Origin of the sequence: Rhizobium bangladeshense (genome assembly GCF_017357245.1) — a bacterium.
GTDB classification, from domain to species: domain Bacteria; phylum Pseudomonadota; class Alphaproteobacteria; order Rhizobiales; family Rhizobiaceae; genus Rhizobium; species Rhizobium bangladeshense.
Map to the genome: position 1 here is coordinate 599202 of NZ_CP071612.1, position 23299 is coordinate 622500.

Annotated in this window: 24 protein-coding genes; 9 read left to right on the plus strand and 15 right to left on the minus strand. The window is 60.6% G+C overall.

The features are described 5' to 3' along the window. Nucleotides 1-24: 24 nt before the first annotated feature. The 6 genes from J2J98_RS02925 to J2J98_RS02950 all read right to left on the minus strand — a co-directional run bounded on the left by J2J98_RS02925 (nucleotide 25) and on the right by J2J98_RS02950 (nucleotide 4669). A complete protein-coding gene (locus J2J98_RS02925) occupies nucleotides 25-345 on the minus strand; it encodes an ATPase inhibitor subunit zeta (RefSeq protein ID WP_138395474.1) in 321 nt (106 codons plus the stop codon). After that, on the minus strand, nucleotides 320-721 hold the full coding sequence (locus tag J2J98_RS02930) for a hypothetical protein (protein ID WP_207602296.1): 402 nt from the start codon (nucleotides 719-721) through the stop codon (nucleotides 320-322). The genes J2J98_RS02925 and J2J98_RS02930 overlap by 26 nt, the downstream gene beginning before the upstream one ends. A gap of 53 nt (nucleotides 722-774) precedes the next feature. Further along, the gene (locus J2J98_RS02935) at nucleotides 775-951 is read right to left on the minus strand and encodes a hypothetical protein (protein ID WP_171049272.1); all 177 of its coding nucleotides are present in this window, start codon (nucleotides 949-951) and stop codon (nucleotides 775-777) included. Between the two features lie 322 nt (nucleotides 952-1273). Then, entirely contained in the window at nucleotides 1274-2530 is a 1257-nt protein-coding gene (locus tag J2J98_RS02940; RefSeq protein WP_207602297.1) for an arsenic transporter, read from the minus strand. Between the two features lie 250 nt (nucleotides 2531-2780). Beyond that, nucleotides 2781-4166: an ATP-binding protein gene (locus tag J2J98_RS02945; protein WP_064710745.1), complete on the minus strand. Its 1386-nt coding sequence runs from the start codon at nucleotides 4164-4166 to the stop codon at nucleotides 2781-2783. Nucleotides 4167-4333: 167 nt separating this feature from the next. Then, nucleotides 4334-4669 (minus strand): hypothetical protein, encoded by a 336-nt coding sequence (locus J2J98_RS02950; protein WP_064710746.1) that lies wholly within the window; start codon nucleotides 4667-4669, stop codon nucleotides 4334-4336. Between the two features lie 328 nt (nucleotides 4670-4997). Here J2J98_RS02950 and J2J98_RS02955 point away from each other — a divergent pair, with 328 nt between their 5' ends. From J2J98_RS02955 to J2J98_RS02970, 5 genes are all read left to right on the plus strand, one after another. Further along, nucleotides 4998-5831, plus strand: a complete 834-nt coding sequence (locus tag J2J98_RS02955) for a MipA/OmpV family protein (protein ID WP_207602298.1) — start codon at nucleotides 4998-5000, stop codon at nucleotides 5829-5831. A gap of 219 nt (nucleotides 5832-6050) precedes the next feature. Further along, the gene (locus J2J98_RS02960) at nucleotides 6051-6797 is read left to right on the plus strand and encodes a response regulator (protein WP_207602299.1); all 747 of its coding nucleotides are present in this window, start codon (nucleotides 6051-6053) and stop codon (nucleotides 6795-6797) included. A gap of 488 nt (nucleotides 6798-7285) precedes the next feature. Then, nucleotides 7286-8038 carry a patatin-like phospholipase family protein gene (locus tag J2J98_RS02965; RefSeq protein ID WP_311044213.1) on the plus strand — a complete coding sequence of 251 codons (753 nt, stop codon included), beginning with the start codon at nucleotides 7286-7288 and terminating at the stop codon, nucleotides 8036-8038. A 17-nt stretch (nucleotides 8039-8055) separates the two neighbouring features. Next, nucleotides 8056-8442: a hypothetical protein gene (locus J2J98_RS30755; RefSeq protein ID WP_311044212.1), complete on the plus strand. Its 387-nt coding sequence runs from the start codon at nucleotides 8056-8058 to the stop codon at nucleotides 8440-8442. Nucleotides 8443-8480: 38 nt separating this feature from the next. Continuing rightward, a complete protein-coding gene (locus J2J98_RS02970; protein ID WP_207602300.1) occupies nucleotides 8481-9362 on the plus strand; it encodes a DUF3313 domain-containing protein in 882 nt (293 codons plus the stop codon). A gap of 343 nt (nucleotides 9363-9705) precedes the next feature. Here J2J98_RS02970 and J2J98_RS02975 read toward each other — a convergent pair whose 3' ends face one another. Beyond that, complete coding sequence (locus J2J98_RS02975; RefSeq protein ID WP_207602301.1) at nucleotides 9706-12843, minus strand: efflux RND transporter permease subunit; 3138 nt, start codon at nucleotides 12841-12843, stop codon at nucleotides 9706-9708. Next, nucleotides 12840-13910, minus strand: a complete 1071-nt coding sequence (locus J2J98_RS02980) for an efflux RND transporter periplasmic adaptor subunit (protein WP_375337104.1) — start codon at nucleotides 13908-13910, stop codon at nucleotides 12840-12842. Before J2J98_RS02980 ends, J2J98_RS02975 begins: the two co-directional genes overlap by 4 nt. A gap of 634 nt (nucleotides 13911-14544) precedes the next feature. On the opposite strand from J2J98_RS02980, the gene J2J98_RS02985 reads away from it, so the two are divergent. Together J2J98_RS02985 and J2J98_RS02990 are read left to right on the plus strand one after the other, a co-directional pair. Continuing rightward, nucleotides 14545-15993, plus strand: coding sequence for a S41 family peptidase (locus tag J2J98_RS02985; protein ID WP_207602302.1), 1449 nt, complete (start codon nucleotides 14545-14547; stop codon nucleotides 15991-15993). Continuing rightward, nucleotides 15968-16492: a hypothetical protein gene (locus J2J98_RS02990; RefSeq protein ID WP_246569387.1), complete on the plus strand. Its 525-nt coding sequence runs from the start codon at nucleotides 15968-15970 to the stop codon at nucleotides 16490-16492. Before J2J98_RS02985 ends, J2J98_RS02990 begins: the two co-directional genes overlap by 26 nt. 62 nt (nucleotides 16493-16554) lie before the next feature. Here J2J98_RS02990 and J2J98_RS02995 read toward each other — a convergent pair whose 3' ends face one another. Beyond that, on the minus strand, nucleotides 16555-16932 hold the full coding sequence (locus J2J98_RS02995; RefSeq protein WP_207602303.1) for a hypothetical protein: 378 nt from the start codon (nucleotides 16930-16932) through the stop codon (nucleotides 16555-16557). Nucleotides 16933-17073: 141 nt separating this feature from the next. On the opposite strand from J2J98_RS02995, the gene J2J98_RS30235 reads away from it, so the two are divergent. After that, nucleotides 17074-17301: a hypothetical protein gene (locus J2J98_RS30235; protein WP_064709816.1), complete on the plus strand. Its 228-nt coding sequence runs from the start codon at nucleotides 17074-17076 to the stop codon at nucleotides 17299-17301. Between the two features lie 76 nt (nucleotides 17302-17377). Here J2J98_RS30235 and J2J98_RS03000 read toward each other — a convergent pair whose 3' ends face one another. Beyond that, nucleotides 17378-17971, minus strand: coding sequence for a TetR/AcrR family transcriptional regulator (locus tag J2J98_RS03000; RefSeq protein ID WP_207602304.1), 594 nt, complete (start codon nucleotides 17969-17971; stop codon nucleotides 17378-17380). Nucleotides 17972-18130: 159 nt separating this feature from the next. Between J2J98_RS03000 and J2J98_RS03005 the strand changes: the two genes are divergently transcribed. Next, nucleotides 18131-18529: a RidA family protein gene (locus tag J2J98_RS03005; protein ID WP_207603071.1), complete on the plus strand. Its 399-nt coding sequence runs from the start codon at nucleotides 18131-18133 to the stop codon at nucleotides 18527-18529. Nucleotides 18530-18557: 28 nt separating this feature from the next. Here J2J98_RS03005 and J2J98_RS03010 read toward each other — a convergent pair whose 3' ends face one another. From J2J98_RS03010 to J2J98_RS03030, 5 genes are read right to left on the minus strand one after another with little or no spacing between them, the layout of a single operon-like run. Further along, a complete protein-coding gene (locus J2J98_RS03010; RefSeq protein ID WP_207602305.1) occupies nucleotides 18558-19496 on the minus strand; it encodes a dihydrodipicolinate synthase family protein in 939 nt (312 codons plus the stop codon). Between the two features lie 10 nt (nucleotides 19497-19506). Beyond that, the gene (locus J2J98_RS03015; RefSeq protein WP_207602306.1) at nucleotides 19507-20460 is read right to left on the minus strand and encodes an ABC transporter ATP-binding protein; all 954 of its coding nucleotides are present in this window, start codon (nucleotides 20458-20460) and stop codon (nucleotides 19507-19509) included. Further along, entirely contained in the window at nucleotides 20457-21476 is a 1020-nt protein-coding gene (locus J2J98_RS03020; RefSeq protein ID WP_207602307.1) for an ABC transporter ATP-binding protein, read from the minus strand. Before J2J98_RS03020 ends, J2J98_RS03015 begins: the two co-directional genes overlap by 4 nt. Nucleotides 21477-21484: 8 nt before the next feature. Beyond that, on the minus strand, nucleotides 21485-22402 hold the full coding sequence (locus tag J2J98_RS03025; RefSeq protein ID WP_207602308.1) for a dihydrodipicolinate synthase family protein: 918 nt from the start codon (nucleotides 22400-22402) through the stop codon (nucleotides 21485-21487). An 18-nt stretch (nucleotides 22403-22420) separates the two neighbouring features. Then, nucleotides 22421-23296 carry an ABC transporter permease gene (locus tag J2J98_RS03030; RefSeq protein ID WP_207602309.1) on the minus strand — a complete coding sequence of 292 codons (876 nt, stop codon included), beginning with the start codon at nucleotides 23294-23296 and terminating at the stop codon, nucleotides 22421-22423. Nucleotides 23297-23299 lie beyond the last annotated feature (3 nt).

Here is a 23299-nt window from a genome sequence, read left to right on the forward strand (position 1 = left end):
GCAGCCTGGCCACATCACCCGGATCTACCCGGCCTCGTCGAGAGACCTTGCCGCTTCAAGCAGAAGCTGCTCCATTTTCTCGCGAACCGTCTGAGCGTTGATCGCGAGATCCGCATATTGCAGGTCGCTCAGGACCTTTTTGAAGACTTTCTCGTCTCCTGACTCCAGCAACCCGGCGGAAATGACTTCGTCGAAATAGACGTCAAAGTCATTTCGTCCGATGAGCTCGGCCGCCCAGCGTGCCAGCATCCGGTCGCGCCTCGCCCGGATATGGAACGTACGCTCGAGCTTCATGATGTACTCTTTCTCGAGTGCTTCTTCACGCTCGTCGATGATGCCCATCATCGGTCCTCCAGCGAATAGTCATCAGCCGCTTGATGGCTGCTCGTCGACGTGTCGCCGGGATCAGCTCGGAGCGGTGCATACGGCGGCACGTAATCATTCTTGCTTCGGAAACCGCCTGCGTTTGATCAGACAATTGTCCGCGCAATGCGCAGAACAGATTTCTTTCGCAAATCTGCACTGCTTCTTCGAACCTTTCCATTCGTGGCAAGGAATTCGAGCCTCGCCTGTACTGCGGATCGTATCCGGCGCCCGCATTGCCACCTTGAACATAGACCGGCTCATCGCAGTCCGCATTCGTCCTTTGCTTAAAGATCATCGTTTCTCTGCTCGCGGCAAGGTGGACCAATTTCAAGAAGTCACGCCAGGTCTGCTGCATGCGGCTAAGAACCCTCACAGTCGCAGGCGCCGATTCCGCCGACCTCGGCACGATCAAAATCCGTTACCCTTGGTCGGCGGGATGAATGGATCCGGATAGCCTTCCTTGGGTGCCGTCTTCGTCTGCGGCGCATCATCCGACTGATCCGGCTGCGGCCACCACGCCGCACTGCCGTAGCCGGCCAGGACGGCAAGTAGGATCACGGCTGTTACGGTCACTATCTTCGGCATAGCGCATTCCTTTCGCTCCGTGAGATGGCCATCTTCGAGCGATCTTGCCCCCGGCGCATTGCGCTCGATCAATGAGCTCTCGAAACGAAGTAATTTATTGTCGAACAAGGCGGCAGCATTGCAGGATATTTGACGGATCCGACACCGTCTCGTGGACATAATCGGCGACCGCCGCATGTCGGCGTTCCAAGATTAGCTGAAAGATGTCTTTCTTCTGGGAAGCAGACGAATGGGACACCTAGATCGGCGCTGATAGCGGCGAACTTGCTGCTGCGGCTCTATCCGGATCCGGTGATTGAGCGGTCGTAGCGCCGGCAGCACCTCAAAACAGGAGGAGCGACCCCAGAGACAGAATGAGCGCGGGGAACATGACGACGGTTCCGAGCTTTAGAAACGTCCAGGCGCCGATATGCAGGCCTTCGCGCCGGAGCGCAGACAGCCACAGGATCGTCGCCAGCGACCCCGTCACCGACAGGTTGGGTCCGAGATCGACGCCGATCAGTACGGCCCCCGCGATCTTGTCGGAGACACCGGCTGCCTGCACTACGCTTCCGGCAAGCAGGCCCGCCGGAAGATTGTTCACGAGGTTGCAGATCACACCGACGAGCAGGCCCGCAACGGCGATCGCCTGCGATTGCGAAGCCGAGGCTAGTGAAGCCAATTGATCGGAGAGAAGCTTCGTCAAGCCGGTGTGGTCGAGAGATTCCACGATTACGAACAGGCCCGCGACCAGCGGCAGAACGCTCCAGCTTATGCCTTTCAGCGTCTCGGCCGGGCTTTGCCGCGTCAGCAGCAGAACAATCGCGGTGGTGATCGTGCCTGCAGCAAAGGTCGGCACCCCGAGATCGACATGCATGGCCGACGCCGCGATCAGAACGATCGCTGTCAGCAGGATTCCCCATCCGGCCAGGCGGGCGCTGCCCGAGAGGGGCCGTCGTTGCGTATCCGCGGCAAGCGTATCGTCTGCAAGGGCGCGGCGCTGCGTCCAATAGAGGCAGATGAACGTGGCGAGGATCGAAATGATCGACGGCAGCATGAATGTTGACAGCCAGCGGGACAGCGACGGCATGTCGCCGCCGGCAAAGATCACCAGATTGGCCGGATTGGAAATCGGCAGAACGAAGCTTGCGGCATTGGCGATGAAGGCGCAGATCAGGAGATAAGGCATCGGGTCCTTCACCCGCGCCGTCCGGCAGGCGGCATAGACGGCCGGCGTCAGCACCACGGCCGTCGCATCGTTGGAAAGAAAGACGGTGACAACCACGCCAACAAGATAGACCAGCACGAAAAGACGTCGAGGTGAACCTTTGGCACAGGCTGTGGCAATGGCGGCGATCCAGTCGAACAGGCCTTCGCGCCGGGCAAGCTCGGACAGCAGCATCATGCCGATCAGAAACAGATACACGTCGCCGCCCTTGGCGACGCCGGCCAGGGCATCTTCGGGTCCGACCAGGCGGAAGGCGAGCAGGAGCAGGGCGCCGAATACGGCCCAGATCGCCTCCGGCCATCGAAAGGGACGGACGACGACGCCCATCGCAGTGAGGCCGGCGATACCCCAGGTCATGGCATGTTCGGTCATTCGGAATCGCGTTCGGTTGGCTCGCGGCGGATCAGCCGCCTAGGTTGGTAAGAGTTTTTCTGCGATCGAATACATGTTTGCTCGGGCAGTGACAAATCTGTTTATGTTTCGCTAAGTGCAATGCCGAAAGAACATTCGCTCAAAAGGTCGTGCATAGCAGATTACAGCCAAACGAGCTTCATACTGGCAGAACTGATGTCCGCGCAATTGCGTCCTCGCGGGCTCCGCCTCCGCAGAGCTATACTGCCCACTATGGTGGCGTCATCGTCACTGTGGATTCGGCCGCAGTCGTATTTGCCTGCGTATTGATCGAATCGGGCGATGGCAGATTGAGTTCGGCGATCAAGCCACGCGGCGTGGCATTTTCTAACCTCAGCGTTCCAAAATGGCTTTCGACGATATCCCTCACGATGGAAAGCCCCAAACCGAATCCGCGATCGTTACGCGCAGAATCCAGTTTATAGAACGGCTCCAGGACATGGGCGTGGAATTCCAGAGGAATGCCGGGGCCGTCGTCGGTGACGCTGATGCTGATTGCCCGATCTGGCTTGACATGAAGCTCGACATTCACGTGCCGGGCAAATTTGGTGCCGTTGTCGATGAGATTGGCGATAGCGCGTTTGAGCGCGTGAGGTCGGCACGGATAGGCGAAGCGATCAGGCCCGTCATAGGAAACCGAATAGCCCATATCGGCAAAATCGTTGCAGACGGTGTTTATAAGGCTCGGCAGGTCGGCTCTCAGCTGGGTTTCCTTCGAAGCGTCCTTCCTGAGGTAGACCAAGGTCTCATCGACCATCAGCGCCAAGGCGTCGATGTCCGCCAGCAATGCGGCGCGCAGGGACGGTTCGGTTGAACGCTCCGCCCTGAGGCGCAAACGCGTCAGCGGCGTTCTCAGATCATGGCTGATGGCGCGCAACATGCGCGTGCGCGCCTCGATCATCCCCCGGACGCGGCTCCGCATGTCGTTTAGCGACTTCGCAAGTGTACGGACTTCAGGTGGCCCGATTTCGTCGAAGGGGCGCTCCGGGCCCTTATCCGGATCGAGATCGCGTGCGGCCTGAGAAAAGCGTTGAAGCGGCGAAGCGATCATGCGGCTGCCGTAGAGGGACAGCAGGACGACGGGCACGAACATTGCCATGGTCGCGAGGAAGTCGCTGATTTCGCGATCTGTGATGCGGGAGTCGGGCACGGCAGGCGGCGGTAAGAAAGCAAGGGCGCGGCGCTGATCGATGCTAACGACCAGCGACGGCTTAAGGTGGCCTGTCTCGGTCGCCGCCCGTAGCTTGGCGTCGACATCCGGCGAAAGATTTTTCTGGATTTCGGAACGAAAGTCACCTTCCTCCACCTCCAGCTCGGGGCCTTGCAGTTCTGCCGCTGAGACCTCGGCGACTTGAAGTCCTGTCCTTCTCGCAGCGTCAAGAATGGCGGTCTCCTGATCAGCGGTCTCGGCAGAGCGGATCATCTCGGTAACGAACTCGATGCGCATGGCAACCGCGCGCGCCTGAGAGACGCTTTCAGGCTCCTTGATTGTCAGGTTTTCGCTGATGATGCCGAGGATTGCAAAGAGGACGACGGGCGCGACGGCAAGCAGGGCGATCTGCCGGTGGATGGAACCTGCAAGAAATCGCACCAGCATCGTCAGCCCTCCAAATCGGCACGCAACAGCCGGATGCTGCCGGCCTCATTTCGCCGCAGGCCGCTTTTCGACTGTCGGAATAGCACAAAGCGTGTGCCGATGAGATGTTATCAATATGCCAGCGGCAATGGTGTTTTAATTTGTTAACCCGCTGTGGCAAGGAACCGCTAACGTGGGTCCGCGAGTGTTCGAACGCGCTCAAGAAAGGCGGCCCTGTCGAAAAGCACAGGCTGTTCGGATGACGCCGCGTCGATGTTGGGCAGCACAAAGGCCTGGATGTTCACCACGGGGAGATTGGAGAAAAATCGCACCTCGCGGATCTTCGAAGTGATGGTGACGATCACTTTGCAGAGGAGGAGCTCCAGCACGAGCTGAAGTTCCGGTATGGTGCTTGCGCTCCTCACGTCGAAGCCCCGGCTCCGCAGGACTTCGCCGGCAAGGTGTAATCCGCGCTGGTCGGGGATGTAGACAAGAACAGGAGGTGCGGGGTTCTCGCCGATCATTATTCAATTCCTCTTTCTTCGGCCGCACCTGGCAAAGTAGGAATTTCGTTTCAAAGATGTGTTTCATTACGTTAAGTGTTGTGTCTTCGCGTGCCGATATGTCCATCCCGACGCTCGTGCCGGCGGGAAGTCACCAGGCGATTATTTTTATCTGCCTCGCGTCATCTGCGCGCCCGCCTGTTCAGGGGCGTCAACTCGGGGCTCGGCAATGACGCTCGGAAACATTTCTTAACAAGACAAAATCCATCCCAAAACGGTTTGCCTGCAGGGTGCCGCCGGTCGAGGGCAGTAAGCCTCGGAAAACACCCAGGAGCGAACTTTGTCTTTTATGAAGAAGAATATTGGTTTGATGATTTTGCCGGCGCTGGTCATGCCCCTTTCAGCAGGCAATAGGGCATGGGCGGCGGATCCCGGCGAACTTGGCGCCGGTGAACCGCCTGCGCCATCCGGCGAACGTCCCACTGGTTTCCGCGGCAAGCTTCACGACTGGAATGTCGTTGTGGGAGCTGGTGCCGTGTATGGCCCGAAATTCGAGGGGTCGAAGGATTTCGAGGTCATGCCGGTTCCTTTTGTTTCCGCAAGCTTCTTCAACGATCGCGTACATGTCGGACCGACTGGCTTGCTGATCGATATCTACAAGGTCGAGAATTTCAAGATCAGCGCCAGGGGCGGCATGGAATTCGGTCGCGACGAAGACGACGCCGATCATCTGGAGGGATTAGGGGATATCGATTCCGGTGCAAAGGTCGGCGGCGTGATATCCTACGAGCTTGGACCCATCGAGCTTAGTGCAGGTGTCGACAAGATCATCGGCGGCAGCGACGGTGTCACCGGGACATTCGGTGCTGAATATTCCCACCTGGTCGGCCAGTTCATCTTCTCCGCCGGGGCATCGGCTACCTGGGCGGACAAGAATTACATGAAGTCCTATTTCGGCGTCACTCCCTTGCAGTCGGCAAGGTCTGGCCTTGACGTCTACGATGCAGGCGCGGGCTTCAAACGCATCGATCTCACCGCATCCGTGACTTATCTGGCATCCGAGCACTGGTTCGTGCGCGGTCAGGCCGAACTGGGGATCCTGACCGGCGACGCGCGCAATAGCCCGGTGGTTCAGAAGGACACCCAGCCTTCCGTCATGATGTTCGTCGGCTACAAGTTCTGACCTCATTAGCTCGTTCGAATTCCGAGCTGAACCGCCGGCTGCCTCCTGGATGTCACGTCATGGTTTCCGGTGGGCTGCACCTCGTGCAGATCGGCGTGGCTGCACACCTCCTGCGAAGTTGCCGGTCGCCAGTCACGGTAAGACAATAAGACGATGCGCAAACATTTTTCTGTTAAACAGGAACCGAAGCGGATGCTTTTTCAGATTCAGGCGCCGGATATGAGCAATATCGCATTCAATTCACCCATGCAGACTTCCGTGCGCATCCTGATCGTCGAGGACGACCGCGATATTGCCAGCATGTTGATCGACCTGATGAAGGATGCCGGCTACGCCGCCGAAGCGGTCGGCTCCGCCATGGAAATGGACCGCCTTCTGAAGAAGAAGGAGTTCCAGCTCATCGTTCTCGACGGCATGCTTCCAGGCGAGGACGGCTTCAGCATTTGCCGCCGGATCCGATCGACCAACACGGTTCCTATCCTCATGCTGACGGCGCTGACGAAGGAGGTCGACCGAGTGATCGGCCTGGAGCTTGGTGCCGACGACTACGTCACGAAACCCTTCAATTCCAGGGAGCTGCTGGCAAGGATCAGGGCCTTGCTGCGGCGCTCGTCCTACTCCATGCAAGTCAGGCCCGTTCAGGAGGCGATGACCTTCGCCGGCTGGCGAATCGACCCCGTCACGCGCGAGCTGACCGATAGCGAAGGCGTTCATGTGTCGCTGACAACGGCAGAATTCGATGTCCTGCTGGTATTCTGCCAAAACCCGCGGCAGGTCATGAATCGCCAGGAAATCCTTGCCCGCACGCATGCAGGCTCGGCCGGCCCAGTCGAGCGCAGTATCGACGTCCATGTCAGTCGTGTCCGGCAAAAGATCGAGCCCGATTACAAGGAGCCGACGTTCATCAAGACGGTACGGCTGGGCGGTTATATTTTCACCCCTGAAGTTTCGCTGGCGCGGGACTGATCAGCCGAATCGGAGCTTGTCGGCAACGCTGCCGCCAAGGCTTTAGATGAGATAGTCTCCTCGCGGCGTCCAAAAGCAGCTCTTCCAGCTGTTCCACACGGACCACGTCGGCCCGCATCACCTGTCTGATCAACGGATCTCGCAAGACCTCGGCGGCCGTCATCTCCTGATGGCGCATTGTTATCTCCCTTTCTCTCCGACTTGATTAATCGACGTGGGAAGCCGGGCGATGTCAGAAGCGTGACCAAACCGAGGCGCCTGGTAAAGAAACGTTTCCAAGGCGGTTCAAAACTCACCTACGAGCTGCCCCTGCCGCAGCGGCGGCGATAACGAATCTTAACAATTCAAAATCCAAGGCAATCGCGAATCCGCGTTAATGCGATCAGGCGCCATCCGAAAGGAAGTGCACGGAGCAAGGCCCCACGGCCGGCGGTGATCTTGCCGCTCGTAACCGTGGCCGAAGACAGGGCGACAACTTGATTCGACTAATGGCCATCCTGACTCTCGCGTTTCTGGCTGGCTGCATGGCGCCGGACCGGGTTAGCTACAGCCCGACAGCGGCGGCCAACGCCAATGTTGAAGGATTTGGCGATATCCGCACCTATGCGGACACCGGCCGGCAGCTGCCCGATGCGCCATCATGGCTGGCGATGCCGAGACATAAGGATGTCAATTATCTCGTCCTGTCCGGAGGCGGGGCCGGGGGTGCCTTCAGCGTCGGAGTGCTCAAGGCTTGGTCGGACAGCAAAGAGCGGCCAGAGTTCGACATCGTCAGCGGCGTCAGCACTGGCGCCCTCATTGCACCTTTGGCTTTCCTCGGTCCGGCCTATGACGACACGCTCGTCGATCTCTATACGAGTGGCGCCGCAAAGGAGTTGATGGACGCAGATTTTCTGCCAAAGGCCTTGCTTGGTCCAAGCCTGCTGAAGCAGGCACCGCTGCGCCGGATGGTCGAACGCCATCTTACACAGGAGATCCTGGAAAAAATCGCCGCCGAGCACCGCAAAGGAAGGCGCCTGCTCGTCCTGACCTCCAATCTCGATTCACAGAGACCGGTAGTATGGAACATGAGCGCCATCGCCGACAGCGGTCGGCCTGATGCACTGAAGCTTTTTCGGGACGTCATCATCGCCTCGGCGAGCATCCCTGGGGTGTTCCGGCCGTGCTCATCAGGGTCAAGGCAAACGGCGAGGAGTTCGAGGAGATGCACTCCGACGGCGGTTCATCATCCCAGATCCTGACAATCCCCGAAGGTTGGATGGCGAGCCCGCGCCAGGTGCGGTGGCCGAAGGGCCTGAAACTGAACATGTATGTCATCGTCAACAACGCGCTTGTGCCGGAGTTCTCGACGACGACCAACAATACGCTGGCTGTCATGGCCAGAGCGAGCGCTGCCCTCATCAAGTCCCAGACGCGTAGCGCTTTGGTCGCAACTTACGTCTATGCCCAGAAGAACGGCATCCGCTTTCGGGTCGCCTCGATCGATAGACAAATCCCCTACAAAATCACCGATCCCTTCAACACCAACTATATGCGCGCCGTCTACCACCTCGGCTACGCCGAAATGGCAAGCGGCCGCCTGTGGAAAGACCAGCCGGTCTTTGCCGATCTGGCCGCGGCGGATCCGCCTCAATCCTCGCAATAGCCGCCCGACCTCAGAAATTTTCAACCAAAGGAGAACAAATGTCACTTCCGCATCCTGCCCATGCCTCCGGCCGACGGCTTTGTAGTCCCGCAACCTCGGCACTCCTGTCCTGCCTAATCGCCTCGGCTGCCGCAGGCTGCGCCGCGGTGCCGCTGGAAGAGGCGCATACGTTGGTATCCTATGACGGGCTGACGTCCAACAACGGCAAGATCACCAAGGCGAAGCTCAAAGTCGATCAGAAGGACCTTGCGGCGGCCAAGACCATCTACATCCAGCCGACAGCGGTTTCGCCAAAGGCGGGATCTTCTATCAAGAAGCCTTCAGAATCCGCCCTTGTCGCCAATGTGATCAGTCGGGCTCTTTGCGTCGGCGTCAGCGATCGATTTCAGGTCGTCGACCGCAGAGAGAACGCCGACGTCGTCGTTCATGCCACCATCACCCGCATTGTGCCCACAAACGCCGGGATGGCTGGCGTGTCGACCGCGACTTCGCTCGGTGCCTCGTTGGTTGTTCCGGTTCCCGTGCCTAGGCTGCCGTTGGGTCTCGGAGGCCTTGCGGTCGAGGCCGAGGCGACGGCGAGAGACGGTAGGCAGGTGGCCGCGATGGTCTGGGCAAAAGGCGCCAACGCCATCACCACGAGCGCACGCGTCTCGCAGGTCGGGGATGCCTATTCGCTCGCCTCGGGCTTCGGCAGCGATTTCTCAAAGATGCTTGTCACTGGCAAGACTCCGTACAAGGGGCTGCCCAAATTCCCGTCCGCTCAGAAGATCAAGTCGAGCCTCGGCGGAAGACCGAAATACCCCGCCTGCGAGCGCTTCGGCCGGTCGCCTGGCGTCAAGGATTTCGCTGCTTCGCAAATTGGCCTGCCACCATCTTGGACAGACAAGCAGCCCGCAGTCCTCGGCCAGTGGTCACCGTGAGAGGTCGACGAGTGACCTTTGCAGAGCCAGCCTCGTCCACCGCTCGATATGTGGAACGAGCGACATCTACACCCTTGTGAGCCTGCACCGCCGACATCCTGGATGTCGGCGGATGCGTTTTTGGGCTACTCAGCTGGCGGGCGCTCGAAACGCCGTCGCCTTCTGCGCGGGTGCGTCCTCTCACGACCCGGAAGAAGGGCTTCAACGGGACTCGCCGCATGCGGAATGGTGCTCTGGTAGCGGCTCCGGTTGGAAGCCTCGTCAGGCTCCCCGCGCCAGGAGTGACCGAAAAGCCCTGGCTGCCGCGAAGGCTCGTGGATTCGAGCAATTGGGGGGCTCTGCTTCATTTTGCTAGGCTGATTTTTCCACTGCGGGGCCTCTGGTCGTGCGAGATGCGGTCTTCTTTGTCAGCTCCTGGCCGGTGCTCGGCGAGCTTTCCATTGATAATTCGCCTGAGGAACAGGAGGAAATCGTCGACCAAGGTGAAGATGACAGGGATGACAAGGAGGCTAAGTACGGTCGAGGTCATCAGGCCGCCGATCACGACGATTGCCATCGGCTGCCGGAAGCTCGCATCGCCACCGCTGAGACTGAGGGCAACAGGGAGCATGCCGCCTCCCATCGCCATCGTCGTCATGACGATGGGACGGGCTCGCTTGTGGCAGGCGTCCACCAGCGCGTCGAAGCGCGAGACGCCCGTGCGTCGCGCCATGATCGCATATTCGACCAGCAGGATGGAGTTCTTCGACACCACTCCCATCAGCATCAGCAGACCGATGACGACAGGCATGGAGAAACTTGTTCCTGTCAGCACCAGGGGCAGAAGGGCGCCGCCGAGCGAGAGGGGAAGCGCCATGAGAATCGTCAGCGGCTGGAGGAAGTCGTGAAAGAGCAGGACCAACACGGCGTAGATGCAGAAGACGCCGACCGCCATGGCGAGGCCGAAGCTGTCGAAGAGGTCTGATCGGCGCTCGAGTTCGCCCTGTTCGACAAGCCTCACGCCTTGGGGAAGGCTTCGGAGTGCAGGCAGGGCCTGGGCCTCGCGGTATACATCGCCGAGGACGCGACCATTGAGCTCGACTGAGATCGTCACGTTGCGCGACCGGTCAATCCGGCTGATCTCTGACGGACTGCTGCCCATAGTGATGGCCGCGACCGAGCCCAAGTCGACGCTGCCTCTGCTGCCGGGAACTCGCAGGTTAGAGATGTCTTCGAGCGTCCTGCGGTTGCTCGGATCGAAGCGCGCGCGAATATCGAGCTGGCGCTGTGGCAGATTGAGTTTCGCCAGCGCGGAGGAATGATCGCCGCCGGTTGCGACGCGAACAGCCTCGGAGATCGATTCAGCAGTGACACCGAGAGCGGCGGCCCGATCGAGATCTGGAATGATCTGGATTTCGGGGGCCTGAAGCGAAGCGCTTGAGGTCACCGCCCCGATGCCCCGCAGCGTCCGAAGCTGTTCTTCGAGTGCACCGGCCGCCTTGTCGAGCGCGCCGGCGTCGTCGCTCGCAAGGGTAATATCCAGTCTGGTGCCATTGCCGCCCGAACCTACCTGAATGCGGGCCCCCGGAAGAAGCGCGAGCGCCCGCCGGATATCGCTCTCTATGTCGAGCTGGGAACGTTTTCGTAGGCCGACCTTTTTCAAGTCCACGATCAGAGATGCGCTCGCCGTATCGGCTGTCGTCGTGGAATCCAGGAGATCACCTGATGAAATCGTCCCGACGGTCGAGAAGACATGTGTTACCTCTGGCAGATCGGAGATGAGTTTGGCGGCCCTGCGGCTGGTCTCATCCGTTTCTTCGATCGGTGTTCCGGGTTGCAGCGTAATGGTAACCTGCGTCTGTGCATCGTCCGACGCCGGCAGGAAACCCGAACTGAGGAGTGGGATCGCCGCCAGCGACAGACCGAGGAAAACAAGCACGCAGAATGCCGTCAGGAGGCGATGCTGCAGGCAGGCTTTCACGAGCGCGATGTAGCCCCGCATGATCCGCCCATCCTTCGCCTCCACGGGATGAACTTTCATCATGTATGCGGCCATCATCGGCGTCAAAAGCCGTGCAACCAGCAGGGAGGCAAGAACCGCCACCGACGCCGTCACGCCGAACTGCCGGAAGATGAGGCCCGGAATGCCGCTCATGAAGGCCGTCGGCAGGAAGACCGCCACGAGCGTCAATGTGGTGGCAATGACAGCAAGACCGATTTCGTCAGCGGCCTCAAGCGCCGAGCTCTTCGGCGACTTTCCCGTCTGCAGGTGACGCGCGATGTTTTCGATTTCGACGATCGCGTCGTCGACGAGGATACCGACCACCAGCGATAGCGCCAGCAGCGTCACTGTATTGAGGCTGAAATCGGCAAGATACATGACGACGAAGGTCGGAATGACGGATAGCGGCAGCGCAATCGCTGACAGGAATGTTGCGCGCCAGTCCCGCAGGAAGAGCCAGACCACGACCACGGCCAGGATAGCCCCTTCATAGAGCATCTGCTTGGAGCCGTCATAATTCTCGATGATCGGGCCGACCGTACTGTAGGCCGTGACGATCTCGACATCCGGATTGGCCCTGGCGAACTCCTTTACCGCGGTTTCGATTGCTGCGGCGACAGCCGTGTCGGAAAACCCGTTCGAGCGCTTGATCTCAACGGCGATCACCGGTTTTCCGTCGAGATAGGCGATCGACGAGCGGTCGGCAAAGCTGTCCGTTACCGTGCCGATTTCATCGAGCCGCACCAGTGCTCCGCTCGGGAGCGGGATTGCGAGTGCCTTCAGCTCATCGATTGAGGAAACCGCCCCGGTTGTTCGGATCGTCTGCTTGGTTCCTCCGACATCGCCTCGTCCACCCGACGTGTCGATTTGCATGGATCGCAGGGTCGAGGAAATGGTCGCCGCGCCGACATTGAGCGAACTCATCAGATGCGGGTCGAGATCGATATGAACTTCGCGATCCACGCCGCCGACGCGGCTGACTTGCCCGACGCCTGGCACGGCAAGCAGGGCTTTCGTCATGTCATTGTCCACGAACCAGGAAAGCTCGGTCTGGTCGAGCCGCGTGGAGCGCACGGCAAATGCGATCAGCGCCGATCCCTGAATCAGCGTTCTCGTCACGCTCGGAGACTGCATCGCGGGTGGAAGGTCGCTGCTGGCACTGTCGACGGCGTTACGCACCTCGTTCAGTGCTTGCTCGCCGTCCTTGCCGATCTGGAAGGACACGCTAATGACGACCGTTCCCCCTGTGATCCTTGTCGTAATGTGGTCGAGGAGGCTGAGCGAGGCGAGCTTGTCCTCGATCTTGCGGGCGACTTCCGTTTCCAGTTGGGCCGGTGCAGCACCCTCAAGTGTGGCGTGGATCTGAACCGTCGGAAGATCCATATCCGGAAAGTTTTGAACCGAGAGCCGCTCGAAGGCGATAAGCCCGCCCCCAGTCAGCAGGATGAATAGGAGGACGGCCGGAACAGGGTTTCGAATGGACCACGCGGAGATATTCAACGCGCTTCTCCTTCCACGTGCACGAGGGCGCCGTCGGAAAGGAAGGCGCCCCCGGTCTTCACGACCATTGCCGAGCGCGTGAGGCCGGAGATTATCTCCACTTCGCCGTCGTTGCGGCGGCCAGTTTTGACGCGGATGCGCCTGGCGCGCTCTTCGGAGTCTATGGTAAAGACGTAATCGATGCCGTCGCGAGTAACCAGTGCTGTCTCCGGCACGGCCAGGGCGAGTACGAGCCTGAGCTTAATCCGCCCGGTCGCATAGAAGCCGATCGGAGCACGAGAGTCCGCCGATAGCGAGACATAGACGAGCGTTCTGCCTGTATCGGTGCTGACGGTCGGCGCGACGAGGCGAACCGTTCCCTTCAGCTGCTGGCCGCGGGGCCCCTCGATAGTTGCCGTCATGCCTTCCTTGATAAGAGGGCCGTACCGCGCCGACACCTCGGCCTGCCACTCGATGCGCTGTTGGCGCACGAGGCGAAACAGCTCCATGCCTGACGTGACGACGGCGCCGAGCTGGGCGGTACGAGAGGTGATGAGGCCATCGTCGACCGCCACGATGGTTGTTTGCGAAAGCTTGATCTTCTGGCTGTCAACCAGAGCCTGCGCGGATTGGACACTCGCCATCGCCGTTTGCTCGGCGCTGAGATATTCGATGATCTTCTCATCGGAGAGAACGCCGCTGCCTATCATTTTCCGGGCGCGCTTGGCGTTGGCCTCGGCTTTCGCAAGATCGGCTTTGGCAGTCGCCAAAAGGGCTTCCTCCTTTCGCAGATCGGCGCGCACGGTATCGTCGGCCAGCTGAGCGAGCGCCTGTCCCTTCGTCACGACAGACCCGACATCGACGAATACATCGGTGATGCGCACGCCGCTGATTTCGGCGGCGCTGATCGCCTCGTGCCAGGGCTTCAGCCAGCCGCCGGCGAGAACCGTTTCTGGCCAGTCTCGTTCCGCGAGCGCTTCTACGGCAACGGTAAGTGCCGCGCCGCGCTCTTGCGCCAATGTGGCTCCCTGGCCGGCAAACAACCCGTAGAGAACAAGGCCAATGGCCAAGGGAAGACGTTGCGTCAACACGGACTCCTTTCATGCTGTGGTCGCAGCGGATACGAAAATTGTGCCCGCAAGGCCGATGGCGGGCGCGACGAGTTGTCGTCGCCGGTCGCACGGCTGTTGGTGCCGCCTTTGTCAGCCCGGATGTAGCGGATCGACCGCTCTGTGCGGTCAAAGATCGGCAAAGTTCGGTTAAGTTAGATTAAGCCGGCCGGCTGACTTCTGTATGCCGCGCAGCGCGATGAGACGCCCGTCATGCCGCCCGGCCTTAACAAATCAAAACATAACTCGTGATGACAAGACAGGCTGCATTGAAGATGATCCGGCCACATCGCCTTGGTTTGCGATCCACAGTTTCGAGGTGAACGACGTCAGATGGAAGTCACAGCGCAATACCCAAAAGCGGGCATCGACTCCGCGCATGCCGGTCAGCATAGCCGGCTTTGTAACAAAGCGGGCGATTAGGACGATCAAATGCACCTTTGATGTGGGCCTATGAGCTGCCGCTCGCGGGCAAAGGCGTGCCGTTGCTTTGCGGCAAGCCGAAGCCTGCCCGCATGCGACATCAGCCGCCGGTGCGCCGGCCGTAAAGATCACGGATAGACACATGGTTCTTTCGCTTGCTCGACGAACGCAATATCCGGGAAGCGCGTCGATGAAAATCAAGCCCATTGCCGGCCAGCGTCCGGCGCCGACCCCGCCGCGGGACAATCGGTCATGGGAGAGCGGTGTTGCGTCACTGTACAACAATGCTGTCGCGCGATTGGCCGTTGCGATGAGCATTGTCGCAAGCTCTGCAGTCGCCGCTCTCGCGTTCCTGCCCCTCGAGAGCGGCGCGCCAGACGAACGTCACCGCGCCGGATCGGCCGAAGGAGGGGCGACCTACCGCGAGCTCGCACTCTTCGGAGAAGTCCTCGAGCAGGTGCGAAACTGGCATGTCGACGCGCCCAAGGATCCGCAACTCATTCGCGCCGCCATTGACGGCATGTTCACGGCGCTTGACGCGCATTCCTCGTACCTCCCACCGGAACGTTTCGACGAGATGCGTCGGCAGGATGGTGGCAGTTTTGGCGGTCTGGGGATCGAAGCGGCGGTAGAAGACGGCGTGGTCGAGGTGACCGCGCTGATCGAAGACAGCCCGGCCGAGCGAGCAGGGATCCGGGCGAACGACCGGATAGTTGAGGTTGACGGTCAGCCGACATCAGGAAAGACTCTGGAACAGATGGCGGCGTTGTTTGTCGGCGAGGTGGGCAGCGTCATCGAGTTGGCGATCCTTCGCGAAGGCGTCGCCAGCCCGATCAGATTGACGCTCACGCGCGCGATCATAACTCTGGGGACGCCACGCCTGAGTTACGAGCAGGCCGTCGCTGTCATCAGGCTGGCGTCCTTTTCCGAACAAACCTCTGACGGTATGGAGCGAGTGATCCGCGCGGCCGTTTCGACCGCCGGGCGGCCGCCTGCAGGCATCATCCTCGACTTGCGCAACAATGGCGGCGGTCCCCTCGATCAGGCTCGGCGGGTTGCCGACGCATTTCTCGCCCGAGGAGCTATCTTCTATTCCTGCGGACGAGATCGACGGATCAGCCGCTATGCCGCACGTCCCGATGCGGTCGACGCGCTCATTGCCGCGGTGCCTGTGATCGTCCTCGTCAATGGCGGCACGGCCTCTGCCGCAGAGATCGTTGCAGGCGCCCTTCAGGATCACCGTCGGGCAACTCTCGTCGGCACCCGGACATTCGGCAAGGGCGTCGTTCAGACGGTCGTTCCGCTCGGCCAGCATGCCGGAATAAGCATCACCACGGCCCGCGTCTATACGCCGTCCAACCGGTCTATCCAGGCATTGGGGATCGCGCCCGATATCGAGGTGATGCAGACGGTTCCCCAGGACTTTGCCGGAAGCCACACCATTGCCGGTGAAGCTGGACTTGCGCGGCATTTACCGGGTGAGCAGGGGGAGGCGACCTTCACCTCCTCGATCTATGTCCCTTCCGTTCGCGCTGATGATGAACAGCTTCAATATGCGGTAAAGCTCGTATTGGGGCAGGTTCACCACGCGGCCTACCCGGCCGATCCCGGAAATGGTCAGGCTCGACACCCGGAATAGCGGCTTCGCTGATATGCCGGATTTCCCAGCTGGTAAACGCCTCCGGCGAATGGTCAGCAGGACGACGTCACGAAAACAACCTATCCGGCATGCCTGGAACAAACCCATCAAGGGAAAGGAAATCTCCATGTCCGTCGCGCGCCTGCTACGAACTTGTTTCATTCGAGCGCCGCTTATCCCGTTCGCCATGCTGGCCGCTCTGTCCGCCGAACCCGCCGGAGCCGACGAGCCGCTGGCCAAGGTCATCGCTGACGGCAAGCCCTGGGAAATGTTCGTCGTGAAACGGCGCGCTTCCAATATTCTCGTATTCCGGCCAGATGGCGGCGGCGCGATCAGCGATGGCTTGGCGAGCATCCATCCGACCTGGAGGGCTGTCCTGGGTGGGATTTGTGTCAGGCCGAAGCCTGGCGATGCTGAGAGGTGCCTGGACTTGGCCCGGACGAAAGATGGTATAGCGGCCTCGCAGAATGGCAGGACGGTTTGGGTGCTGAAGCGATGATGGTGGCGCCAGGCTAAAACCCTCGCGATGCTGAGCATTCGCGCTCGCAACAGGCGTTACGCCTAATCGATGCTCCGCAGGATAATCGACTGCGAGCCGGAAAGGCTGCCGAGGGTGACGATGGCAGTATAGCACCACTGCAGCATTGTCAGTGCTGTAGCTGTGCTAGACAGCAGATAGTCGGCGGCGTAGCGACTCTTCTCGCGCGCTCTTCGCCGGCGCGCTGCCATGACGGCACACGCCGAAAGAGCGAGTGCGGAAAGAATGACGTATTGTGTTGGCGTCCCGCCGACGAGAACCAGCGCAAGGGCGCAGAGGCCGAAATTGATGATCGCTGTCGCAACGATCAGCCAATAGGGCCGGACTACCGGTGTTTGGCGCACCTTGACCCTGTGGCGCACGGGCGGAATATCGCGAGGCAATCTCCGGGTCATCATCATGCATCCTGTTGAGCGGATGCGACTTAGACACAAACCATCGCAAAGATGGATCAATTAATGTTAAGAGATATCGCGCGCACAACGGAACAATCCCGATCGGGTCTTGTTTAATCCTAATCCGTGTCCTCGGCGGAGGCGACGATGTGGGCAGTTCTGATTGGTGCCGCTCTCATAATTGGTGGCCTTGTTTTTCTCTTCCGGCCGACGCTTCGTCGAAAGCCGAGTGATCCGCACCTGATGCCGCAAGGCGGCGCCACGCTCGAACCGCGGCGTCAAGGCCTGAGGTTTCTCAGCTTGGCGCGGAACTGGCCGGCGCTGGTTGTCATCGCGGTCGGTGCGGTTTTTTTGGTTTTCGGCAGCTACTGGTGACAGACGATAGTGTTGACCAATCAGCGCCACATCTCTCCCATCAAGATTCCCCATTTGCCGCTAGTATATCGCAAGCTTACGCGGAGGACTTGAGAAGGCCTGCAGCCAAAGCGCCGAAGGCCTCGACAGCTTTCGGCAGCACATGCTGCGGCTCGTCACTTGCAGCGATCCAGAGGGCGGCATTGAGCGCAGCACCATTGAGCAGCCGGGCGGCTGCTTCCGCGTCGACCGCCTTGAGGGCGCCCTGCGCGATAAGGCGCTCGATTGTCTGCCTGGTTGCCTGAAGGCAGCTGCTCTGGCTCGGCCATTGTGAAGGATCACCCAATACGGCAGGCCCGTCGAGCAGAACGATGCGCTGGACCTCCGGATCAAGCGCCATTTCGATATAAGCCGCGCCCTCGACGAGCAGGCCCTGCCAATCGTCTCCCGCGCGGGCGCCAATCGCCTGGGCGCGCGACGCCATTTCCGTGTCGATCTGCTCGACAACTGCCGCAAGCAGCCCGCGCTTGTCTCCGAAGTTGTGATAAAGCGCTCCTCGCGTCAGGCCTGCCTCGGCGGTCAGCTCGTCCATCGAGGCGGCCGCGTACCCCTTCTCGGCAAAGGCCTTTCGGGCGGCCGCGATCAGCTTCACACGATTTTCCTCCATCGTCTGGCTGCGTTTTTTTGCCATCTAACCTCCAATTTCACATACGAATCGTATATGAAGCTTGACATACGACCCGTATGCGGCGTATTTCATATACGCTCCGTATATCAGATGGCATGGCGACCTGTGAAGCTCCTTCATCGCCTGCTGCTCATCCAATCAACAATAGGAAGCGAGATGACAATGAACCGACGCGAAGCAATCTTTCCGGCGAACAGACATGCCCTTTACGAGGACCATGGTTATTCAGCCGCAATCCGAACCGGCGACCTTCTCTTCGTCTCCGGCCAGGTCGGCAGCCGTTCCGATGGAACACCTGAACCGGACTTCGAACGCCAGGTTCGGCTGGCCTTCGAAAACCTCAAGGCAACGCTCAATGCTGCAGGCTGCACCTTTGACGACATAGTGGATGTGACGACGTTCCATACCGATCCCCAGAATCAATTCGAAACGATCATGGCCGTCAAGCAGGAGATTTTCTCCGAGCCGCCCTATCCGAACTGGACCGCGGTCGGCGTGAACTGGCTGGCAGGCTTCGATTTCGAGATCAAGGTCATCGCCCGGATCCCTTCTAAGGCCTGATTCCACAAGTCGGTCTGCGTCGTGTCACTTACTGAGCGAAGAGCTCCGGGATGATGGTGCGCGCACGATCGCGCAGACTTGCCGCTTCTTGCTCGTCGATAAAGCGATAAGGCCATCTCAGCCTGGTGCTGACCGGACCCCAGTTGCCGATCGCAGCGAGCAGTTTGTCGAGCGCGGCATTTGAATAGCCGCGGTCACGGCGAAACGGGACGATGTGATCGTCCATGAAGGCGCAGATGCGGCTTTCGATATCCAGCGCGGCGTCGAGATCCCTGTGAATCAGCTCTGTCCAGGCCTGGGCGCCGCGCGGATTAAGACAGGCAACATTCGAAAAAGCCCCCGCAGCAACGCCCTGCTTCATGCCGGTTGCGAGATGGTGGCCGGGAATGAACAACGAAAATTCGGCAAGATGCGTTCGCGCCTGCGCGTACCATGCATCGTCTCCATCGGCGATCTTCATCCCGACCACCGATGGGCAGGCGCCGCACACGTCACTGAGCTCGGCTGGCGACAAAACACGCTTCGCATGCGGCGGATTGTAAAGGATAAGCGGGATCCCTTCGGCCGTCTCCGACGCGCGGTTCAGAAAATCGATGGCTTCGAGATTGGTGAGCGGCCACCAGTCGGGAAAGATCACCTGAATCGCCAATGGCCTATGCACCGTTGCACGGCGCAGCCGATCGAGCATGATGATCGGATCGGACTGGCAGGCGCCGATGACGAACGGCATTCCGGCCGCGCGGCATCGCGACGCCAGCACGTCCTGAATTCGCTCGTACTCAGCTTCGCTCTGATTGTGGAATTCTCCGGCCGTGCCGTTTGAATAAATGCCGTCGACCCCGGCGGCGATCAGTATGTCGATTTCCTCGGCGAGCTTTACGAAATCGATGCTGTCGTCTTCGGCGATCGGTAGGAGCAGGCTTGCCCAGTTGCCCGCGATCGGGTGGCGCCGGGTTGTGGTGGTCATCGCACGTCCTTCAGTTCAGGTCATCCCGGATGCAGGCCTTGAAATGCCCGGGCTGCATTTCACGCAGCTCCGGTACGGTCTCGCCGCAGGCGGGCAGGGCATTCGGACAGCGCGTGCGGAAGACGCAACCGCTCGGCGGATTGGCGGGGCTGGGAATATCGCCCCTCAAGATCTGGCGGTCGCGCGGCGCATCGGGATCGGGCGAGGGAATCGCAGAAAGAAGGGCCCGCGTATAGGGATGCAGCGGCCTGGCATAAAGCGCGGCACTTGGCGCGATTTCCATGATCCGGCCGAGATAGAGCACGATCACCCGGTCGCATATATATTCGACCACGGCAAGGTCGTGACTGATGAACAGCATGGTCAGGCCAAGACGCTGCTGCAGGTCGCGCAGAAGATTGATCACCTGCGCTTGGATCGAGACATCGAGCGCCGAGACCGGCTCGTCGGCGACGATGAATTCCGGCGCGAGCGTCAGCGCGCGGGCGATGCCGATCCGCTGCCGCTGGCCGCCCGAGAACTCATGCGCGTACCGGTTGACTGCTTCCGGCGGAAGATCGACCTGTTCGAGAGCCTCACGGGCACGGTCCAATCTTTCTCTTGCCGTACCCAGTCCCTGGATCTTCAATCCCTCGGTCAGGATTTCGCCGATCGTCATGCGCGGCGATAGGCTCGCGAACGGATCTTGAAAAATATATTGCATCCGCGGCCGCACGCGCCGCATTGTCGATGAGGACAACGTGGTGAGTTCGGTGCCGTCGAAGCGGACGCTGCCGGCGGAGGGCTCGACCAGGCGCAGGACCGATCGGCCGATCGTGGTCTTGCCGCTGCCTGATTCGCCGACCAGCCCGACCACCTCGCCCTTGCCGATATCGAAGGATATGTCCTGCAGGATGGTCAGCCTGGTCCCGCGGGACTTATAATTCTTCCCCAGGCCGCGGACGGAGAGAAGGAGTTCGCTCATCTGATCTCCTGCCAGCGAATGCAGCGGCTCTTGTGACGCGGATTGACGTCGGCAAGCGGCGGCACAGCCACGCGGCAGGCGTCGATGGCAAATTTGCAGCGCGGCTGGAAGGCGCAGCCTGCCGGCATGTTCAACAGGCCCGGCACGACGCCGGGAATGGCCGCGAGCCTCTCACCCGCCTGTTTCATCCGGCTGGCATCTCCGAGCTTCGGCATCGAGGCCAGCAGGCCGATCGTATAGGGATGTCTCGGATTGCGGAAGACCTCGGCCACAGGCCCGGTCTCGACGATCCGGCCGGCATACATCACCGCCACCCGATGCGCGATTTCGGCGACGACGCCGAGATTATGGGTAACGAAGAGCATGGCCATGCCGCGTTCGCGCTGCAGCTTCTGCAGGAGAGCCAGGATCTGCGCCTGGATGGTGACGTCGAGCGCCGTCGTCGGCTCGTCGGCGATCAGCAGCGTCGGGTCGCAGGCAAGGGCCATGGCTATCGTGGCGCGCTGGCGCATGCCGCCGGAGAGCTCGTGCGGATATTGACCGGCGCGGCGCCTGGCATCGGGAATGCCGACGCTGTCGAGCAGCGAGACGGCCGCAGCCATCGCGGCCTTCCGGTCGGCCCCGCGATGAATGCGGATCGGCTCCGAAATCTGGTCGCCGATCGTGTAGACGGGGTTGAGGCTCGACATCGGCTCCTGAAAGACCATGCCGATATCATTGCCGCGGACGGCGCGCATGTCCGGTTCGGCGAGCGAGACAAGATTGCTGACCTTGCCGTTCTTGCGCTTCAAATGGATGCTGCCGGCGGCGATCGCACCGATATTGCGGGTCAGAAGCCGCATGACCGAAAGGCTGGTAACCGATTTGCCAGAACCGGACTCGCCGACGAGAGCAAGCGTCTCGCCGGCAGCCACCCTCAGATCGATGCCGTTGACCGCCGTCACCTCGCCCGAGCGGATACGGAAGACGGTCCGCAGCCCCTTGACGTCGAGAATGGTGTCGGCGGTCTGTTGCATGGCATCCATCAGGAAAGCAGGCCGGTCGCGCGGAGGATGTCGTCGATCCTTGCCGTCTCAGCCTCGTTGAGGGCTGCCCGCGGACGCGGCATCAGCGCTGTGTCGATGATGCCGAGGCTCTTCATCGCCGCCTTGAAGGCTCCGATGCCGGCGGCGCCGCCGCTGACACGGCCCGTACCGACCCAGACGATCTCGAAGAGCCGGCAGAGCCGCTCCTGTTCTTTGCGGGCCGCGGCCCAGTCGCCGCGTTGGGCGGCATTCCACAGCCTGACGTAACCGTGCGGATCGACGTTCGCGATGCCGGGCACGACGCCATGGGCGCCCATCTGCAGCGCCGTGTCGACGACGATTTCGGAGCCGGTCATCAGGAAGACGTCCTTGTTGTCGGCGAGATCGAGCAGCACATATCGGAAATTGCCGTCGTCGCCGCTCGAATCCTTGATGCCGACGATCGTTCCCTCCTGCGCAAGCGTCACGCTGGTCTGGCGCTGCAGTTTCACATGCACGCAGACGGGAATGTCATAGGCGATCAGCGGGATGTCGACGGCATCGCGGACATAGCGGAAGTGGTCGATGATTTCCGCCTGGCTGGTGACCGTGTAGAACGGCGCCGTCACGACAACCGCGTCGGCGCCGGCCGATTTCGCGATCCTGGCGTGGTTGATGACCCGGTCGGTGGTGGGATCGATGACGCCGACGATCAGTGGTGCGCGACCGTTGATGACCTTGGCCGAATGCTCGATGATTTGATGCCGGGTCCTTTGGTCGTGGAAGATCACCTCGCTGGTCGAGCCGAGTACGAAGAGGCCGTGGCATCCGGCCTCGATCAAGTTTTCCAGCACCCGCGTGTAGGACGGGTAATCGACGGTGTAATCCTTGTTCAGCGGGGTTATGACGGGAGGAACGACACCCTTGAATTTGCTCATTTTCGCTTCTTTCGATCGTCAGTTTAATTCGGTGCGAGGGTCGAAGGCATCGCGAAGACCATCGCCAATGAAATTGATTGCAAGGACGGTAAGCACCAGGAACCCGCCGGGAAACAGCCACTGCCAGGGGTATTGTTCGAGCACTGCGGTGGAGCGGGCGGCATTCAGCATGTTGCCCCAGCTTGCCGCCGGCGGCGCAATGCCGAGCCCAAGGAAGGAAAGGCCGGCCTCGAGCAGGATGGCATTGGCAATCTGCAGCGTCGCGAAGACGACCAGGATGTCGATCGAGTTCGGCAGGCCGTGACGGATGAGGAGGTGCGGCAGACCCGCTCCCATGCCTCTTGCCGCCATCACGAAGTCACGTTCGCGAAGTTCGAGCAGCCGCGAGCGCACCATTCGCGCCAGCAGAGGCCAGGAGAGCAGCGAGATGACGAAGACAGTCGGCCAGATGCCGGTGCCGGCGATTGAGGCGAGCACCAGCAGGAAGATGACCGGCGGCAGCGTCATGACAAGATCGACCAAACGCATCGTCACCGCATCGGCAAAGCGACCTGCAAGCGCCGAGACGGCGCCGACCAGGAAGCCAATGATGGCGGAAATGACGGTCGAGGTGAGGGCCACAAGCAGCGAAATGCGGCCGCCGTCCATGACCCGGGCAAGAATGTCGCGGCCGACCCCATCGGTGCCGAACCAGTGTGCCGGCCCCGGCTCAGCATTCATTGCCAGCAGATCGATGTCGTTGGGTTTGAAGCTCCACCACAGCGGATAGGAAAGGATCGCCATGATCATCAGCGCGATCATGCCCAGGCCGAACAAGGCGGTTCGGTTGAGCAGGAAGCGATGCAGGGAGCGGATGATCGGGCCCGGGCTGCGGGCAGGGCTTCGTGCCAGCATCGC

What these genes read in the sequence shown, in the direction of transcription:
- J2J98_RS02935 (WP_171049272.1), bottom strand. Translation starts at nt 951, where the DNA reads ATGCCGAAGATAGTGACCGTAACAGCCGTGATCCTACTTGCCGTCCTG.
- J2J98_RS02930 (WP_207602296.1), bottom strand. Translation starts at nt 721, where the DNA reads ATGCAGCAGACCTGGCGTGACTTCTTGAAATTGGTCCACCTTGCCGCG.
- J2J98_RS02925 (WP_138395474.1), bottom strand. Translation starts at nt 345, where the DNA reads ATGATGGGCATCATCGACGAGCGTGAAGAAGCACTCGAGAAAGAGTAC.
- J2J98_RS30235 (WP_064709816.1), top strand. Translation starts at nt 17,074, where the DNA reads ATGTGGGCAGTTCTGATTGGTGCCGCTCTCATAATTGGTGGCCTTGTT.
- J2J98_RS30755 (WP_311044212.1), top strand. Translation starts at nt 8,056, where the DNA reads ATGGCGAGCCCGCGCCAGGTGCGGTGGCCGAAGGGCCTGAAACTGAAC.
- J2J98_RS02950 (WP_064710746.1), bottom strand. Translation starts at nt 4,669, where the DNA reads ATGATCGGCGAGAACCCCGCACCTCCTGTTCTTGTCTACATCCCCGAC.
- J2J98_RS03020 (WP_207602307.1), bottom strand. Translation starts at nt 21,476, where the DNA reads ATGCAACAGACCGCCGACACCATTCTCGACGTCAAGGGGCTGCGGACC.
- J2J98_RS02940 (WP_207602297.1), bottom strand. Translation starts at nt 2,530, where the DNA reads ATGACCGAACATGCCATGACCTGGGGTATCGCCGGCCTCACTGCGATG.
- J2J98_RS03025 (WP_207602308.1), bottom strand. Translation starts at nt 22,402, where the DNA reads ATGAGCAAATTCAAGGGTGTCGTTCCTCCCGTCATAACCCCGCTGAAC.
- J2J98_RS02995 (WP_207602303.1), bottom strand. Translation starts at nt 16,932, where the DNA reads ATGATGATGACCCGGAGATTGCCTCGCGATATTCCGCCCGTGCGCCAC.
- J2J98_RS02945 (WP_064710745.1), bottom strand. Translation starts at nt 4,166, where the DNA reads ATGCTGGTGCGATTTCTTGCAGGTTCCATCCACCGGCAGATCGCCCTG.
- J2J98_RS03000 (WP_207602304.1), bottom strand. Translation starts at nt 17,971, where the DNA reads ATGGCAAAAAAACGCAGCCAGACGATGGAGGAAAATCGTGTGAAGCTG.
- J2J98_RS03015 (WP_207602306.1), bottom strand. Translation starts at nt 20,460, where the DNA reads ATGAGCGAACTCCTTCTCTCCGTCCGCGGCCTGGGGAAGAATTATAAG.
- J2J98_RS02970 (WP_207602300.1), top strand. Translation starts at nt 8,481, where the DNA reads ATGTCACTTCCGCATCCTGCCCATGCCTCCGGCCGACGGCTTTGTAGT.
- J2J98_RS02960 (WP_207602299.1), top strand. Translation starts at nt 6,051, where the DNA reads ATGAGCAATATCGCATTCAATTCACCCATGCAGACTTCCGTGCGCATC.
- J2J98_RS03010 (WP_207602305.1), bottom strand. Translation starts at nt 19,496, where the DNA reads ATGACCACCACAACCCGGCGCCACCCGATCGCGGGCAACTGGGCAAGC.
- J2J98_RS02965 (WP_311044213.1), top strand. Translation starts at nt 7,286, where the DNA reads ATGGCCATCCTGACTCTCGCGTTTCTGGCTGGCTGCATGGCGCCGGAC.
- J2J98_RS03030 (WP_207602309.1), bottom strand. Translation starts at nt 23,296, where the DNA reads ATGCTGGCACGAAGCCCTGCCCGCAGCCCGGGCCCGATCATCCGCTCC.
- J2J98_RS02990 (WP_246569387.1), top strand. Translation starts at nt 15,968, where the DNA reads ATGGTCAGGCTCGACACCCGGAATAGCGGCTTCGCTGATATGCCGGAT.
- J2J98_RS02985 (WP_207602302.1), top strand. Translation starts at nt 14,545, where the DNA reads ATGAAAATCAAGCCCATTGCCGGCCAGCGTCCGGCGCCGACCCCGCCG.
- J2J98_RS03005 (WP_207603071.1), top strand. Translation starts at nt 18,131, where the DNA reads ATGAACCGACGCGAAGCAATCTTTCCGGCGAACAGACATGCCCTTTAC.
- J2J98_RS02955 (WP_207602298.1), top strand. Translation starts at nt 4,998, where the DNA reads ATGAAGAAGAATATTGGTTTGATGATTTTGCCGGCGCTGGTCATGCCC.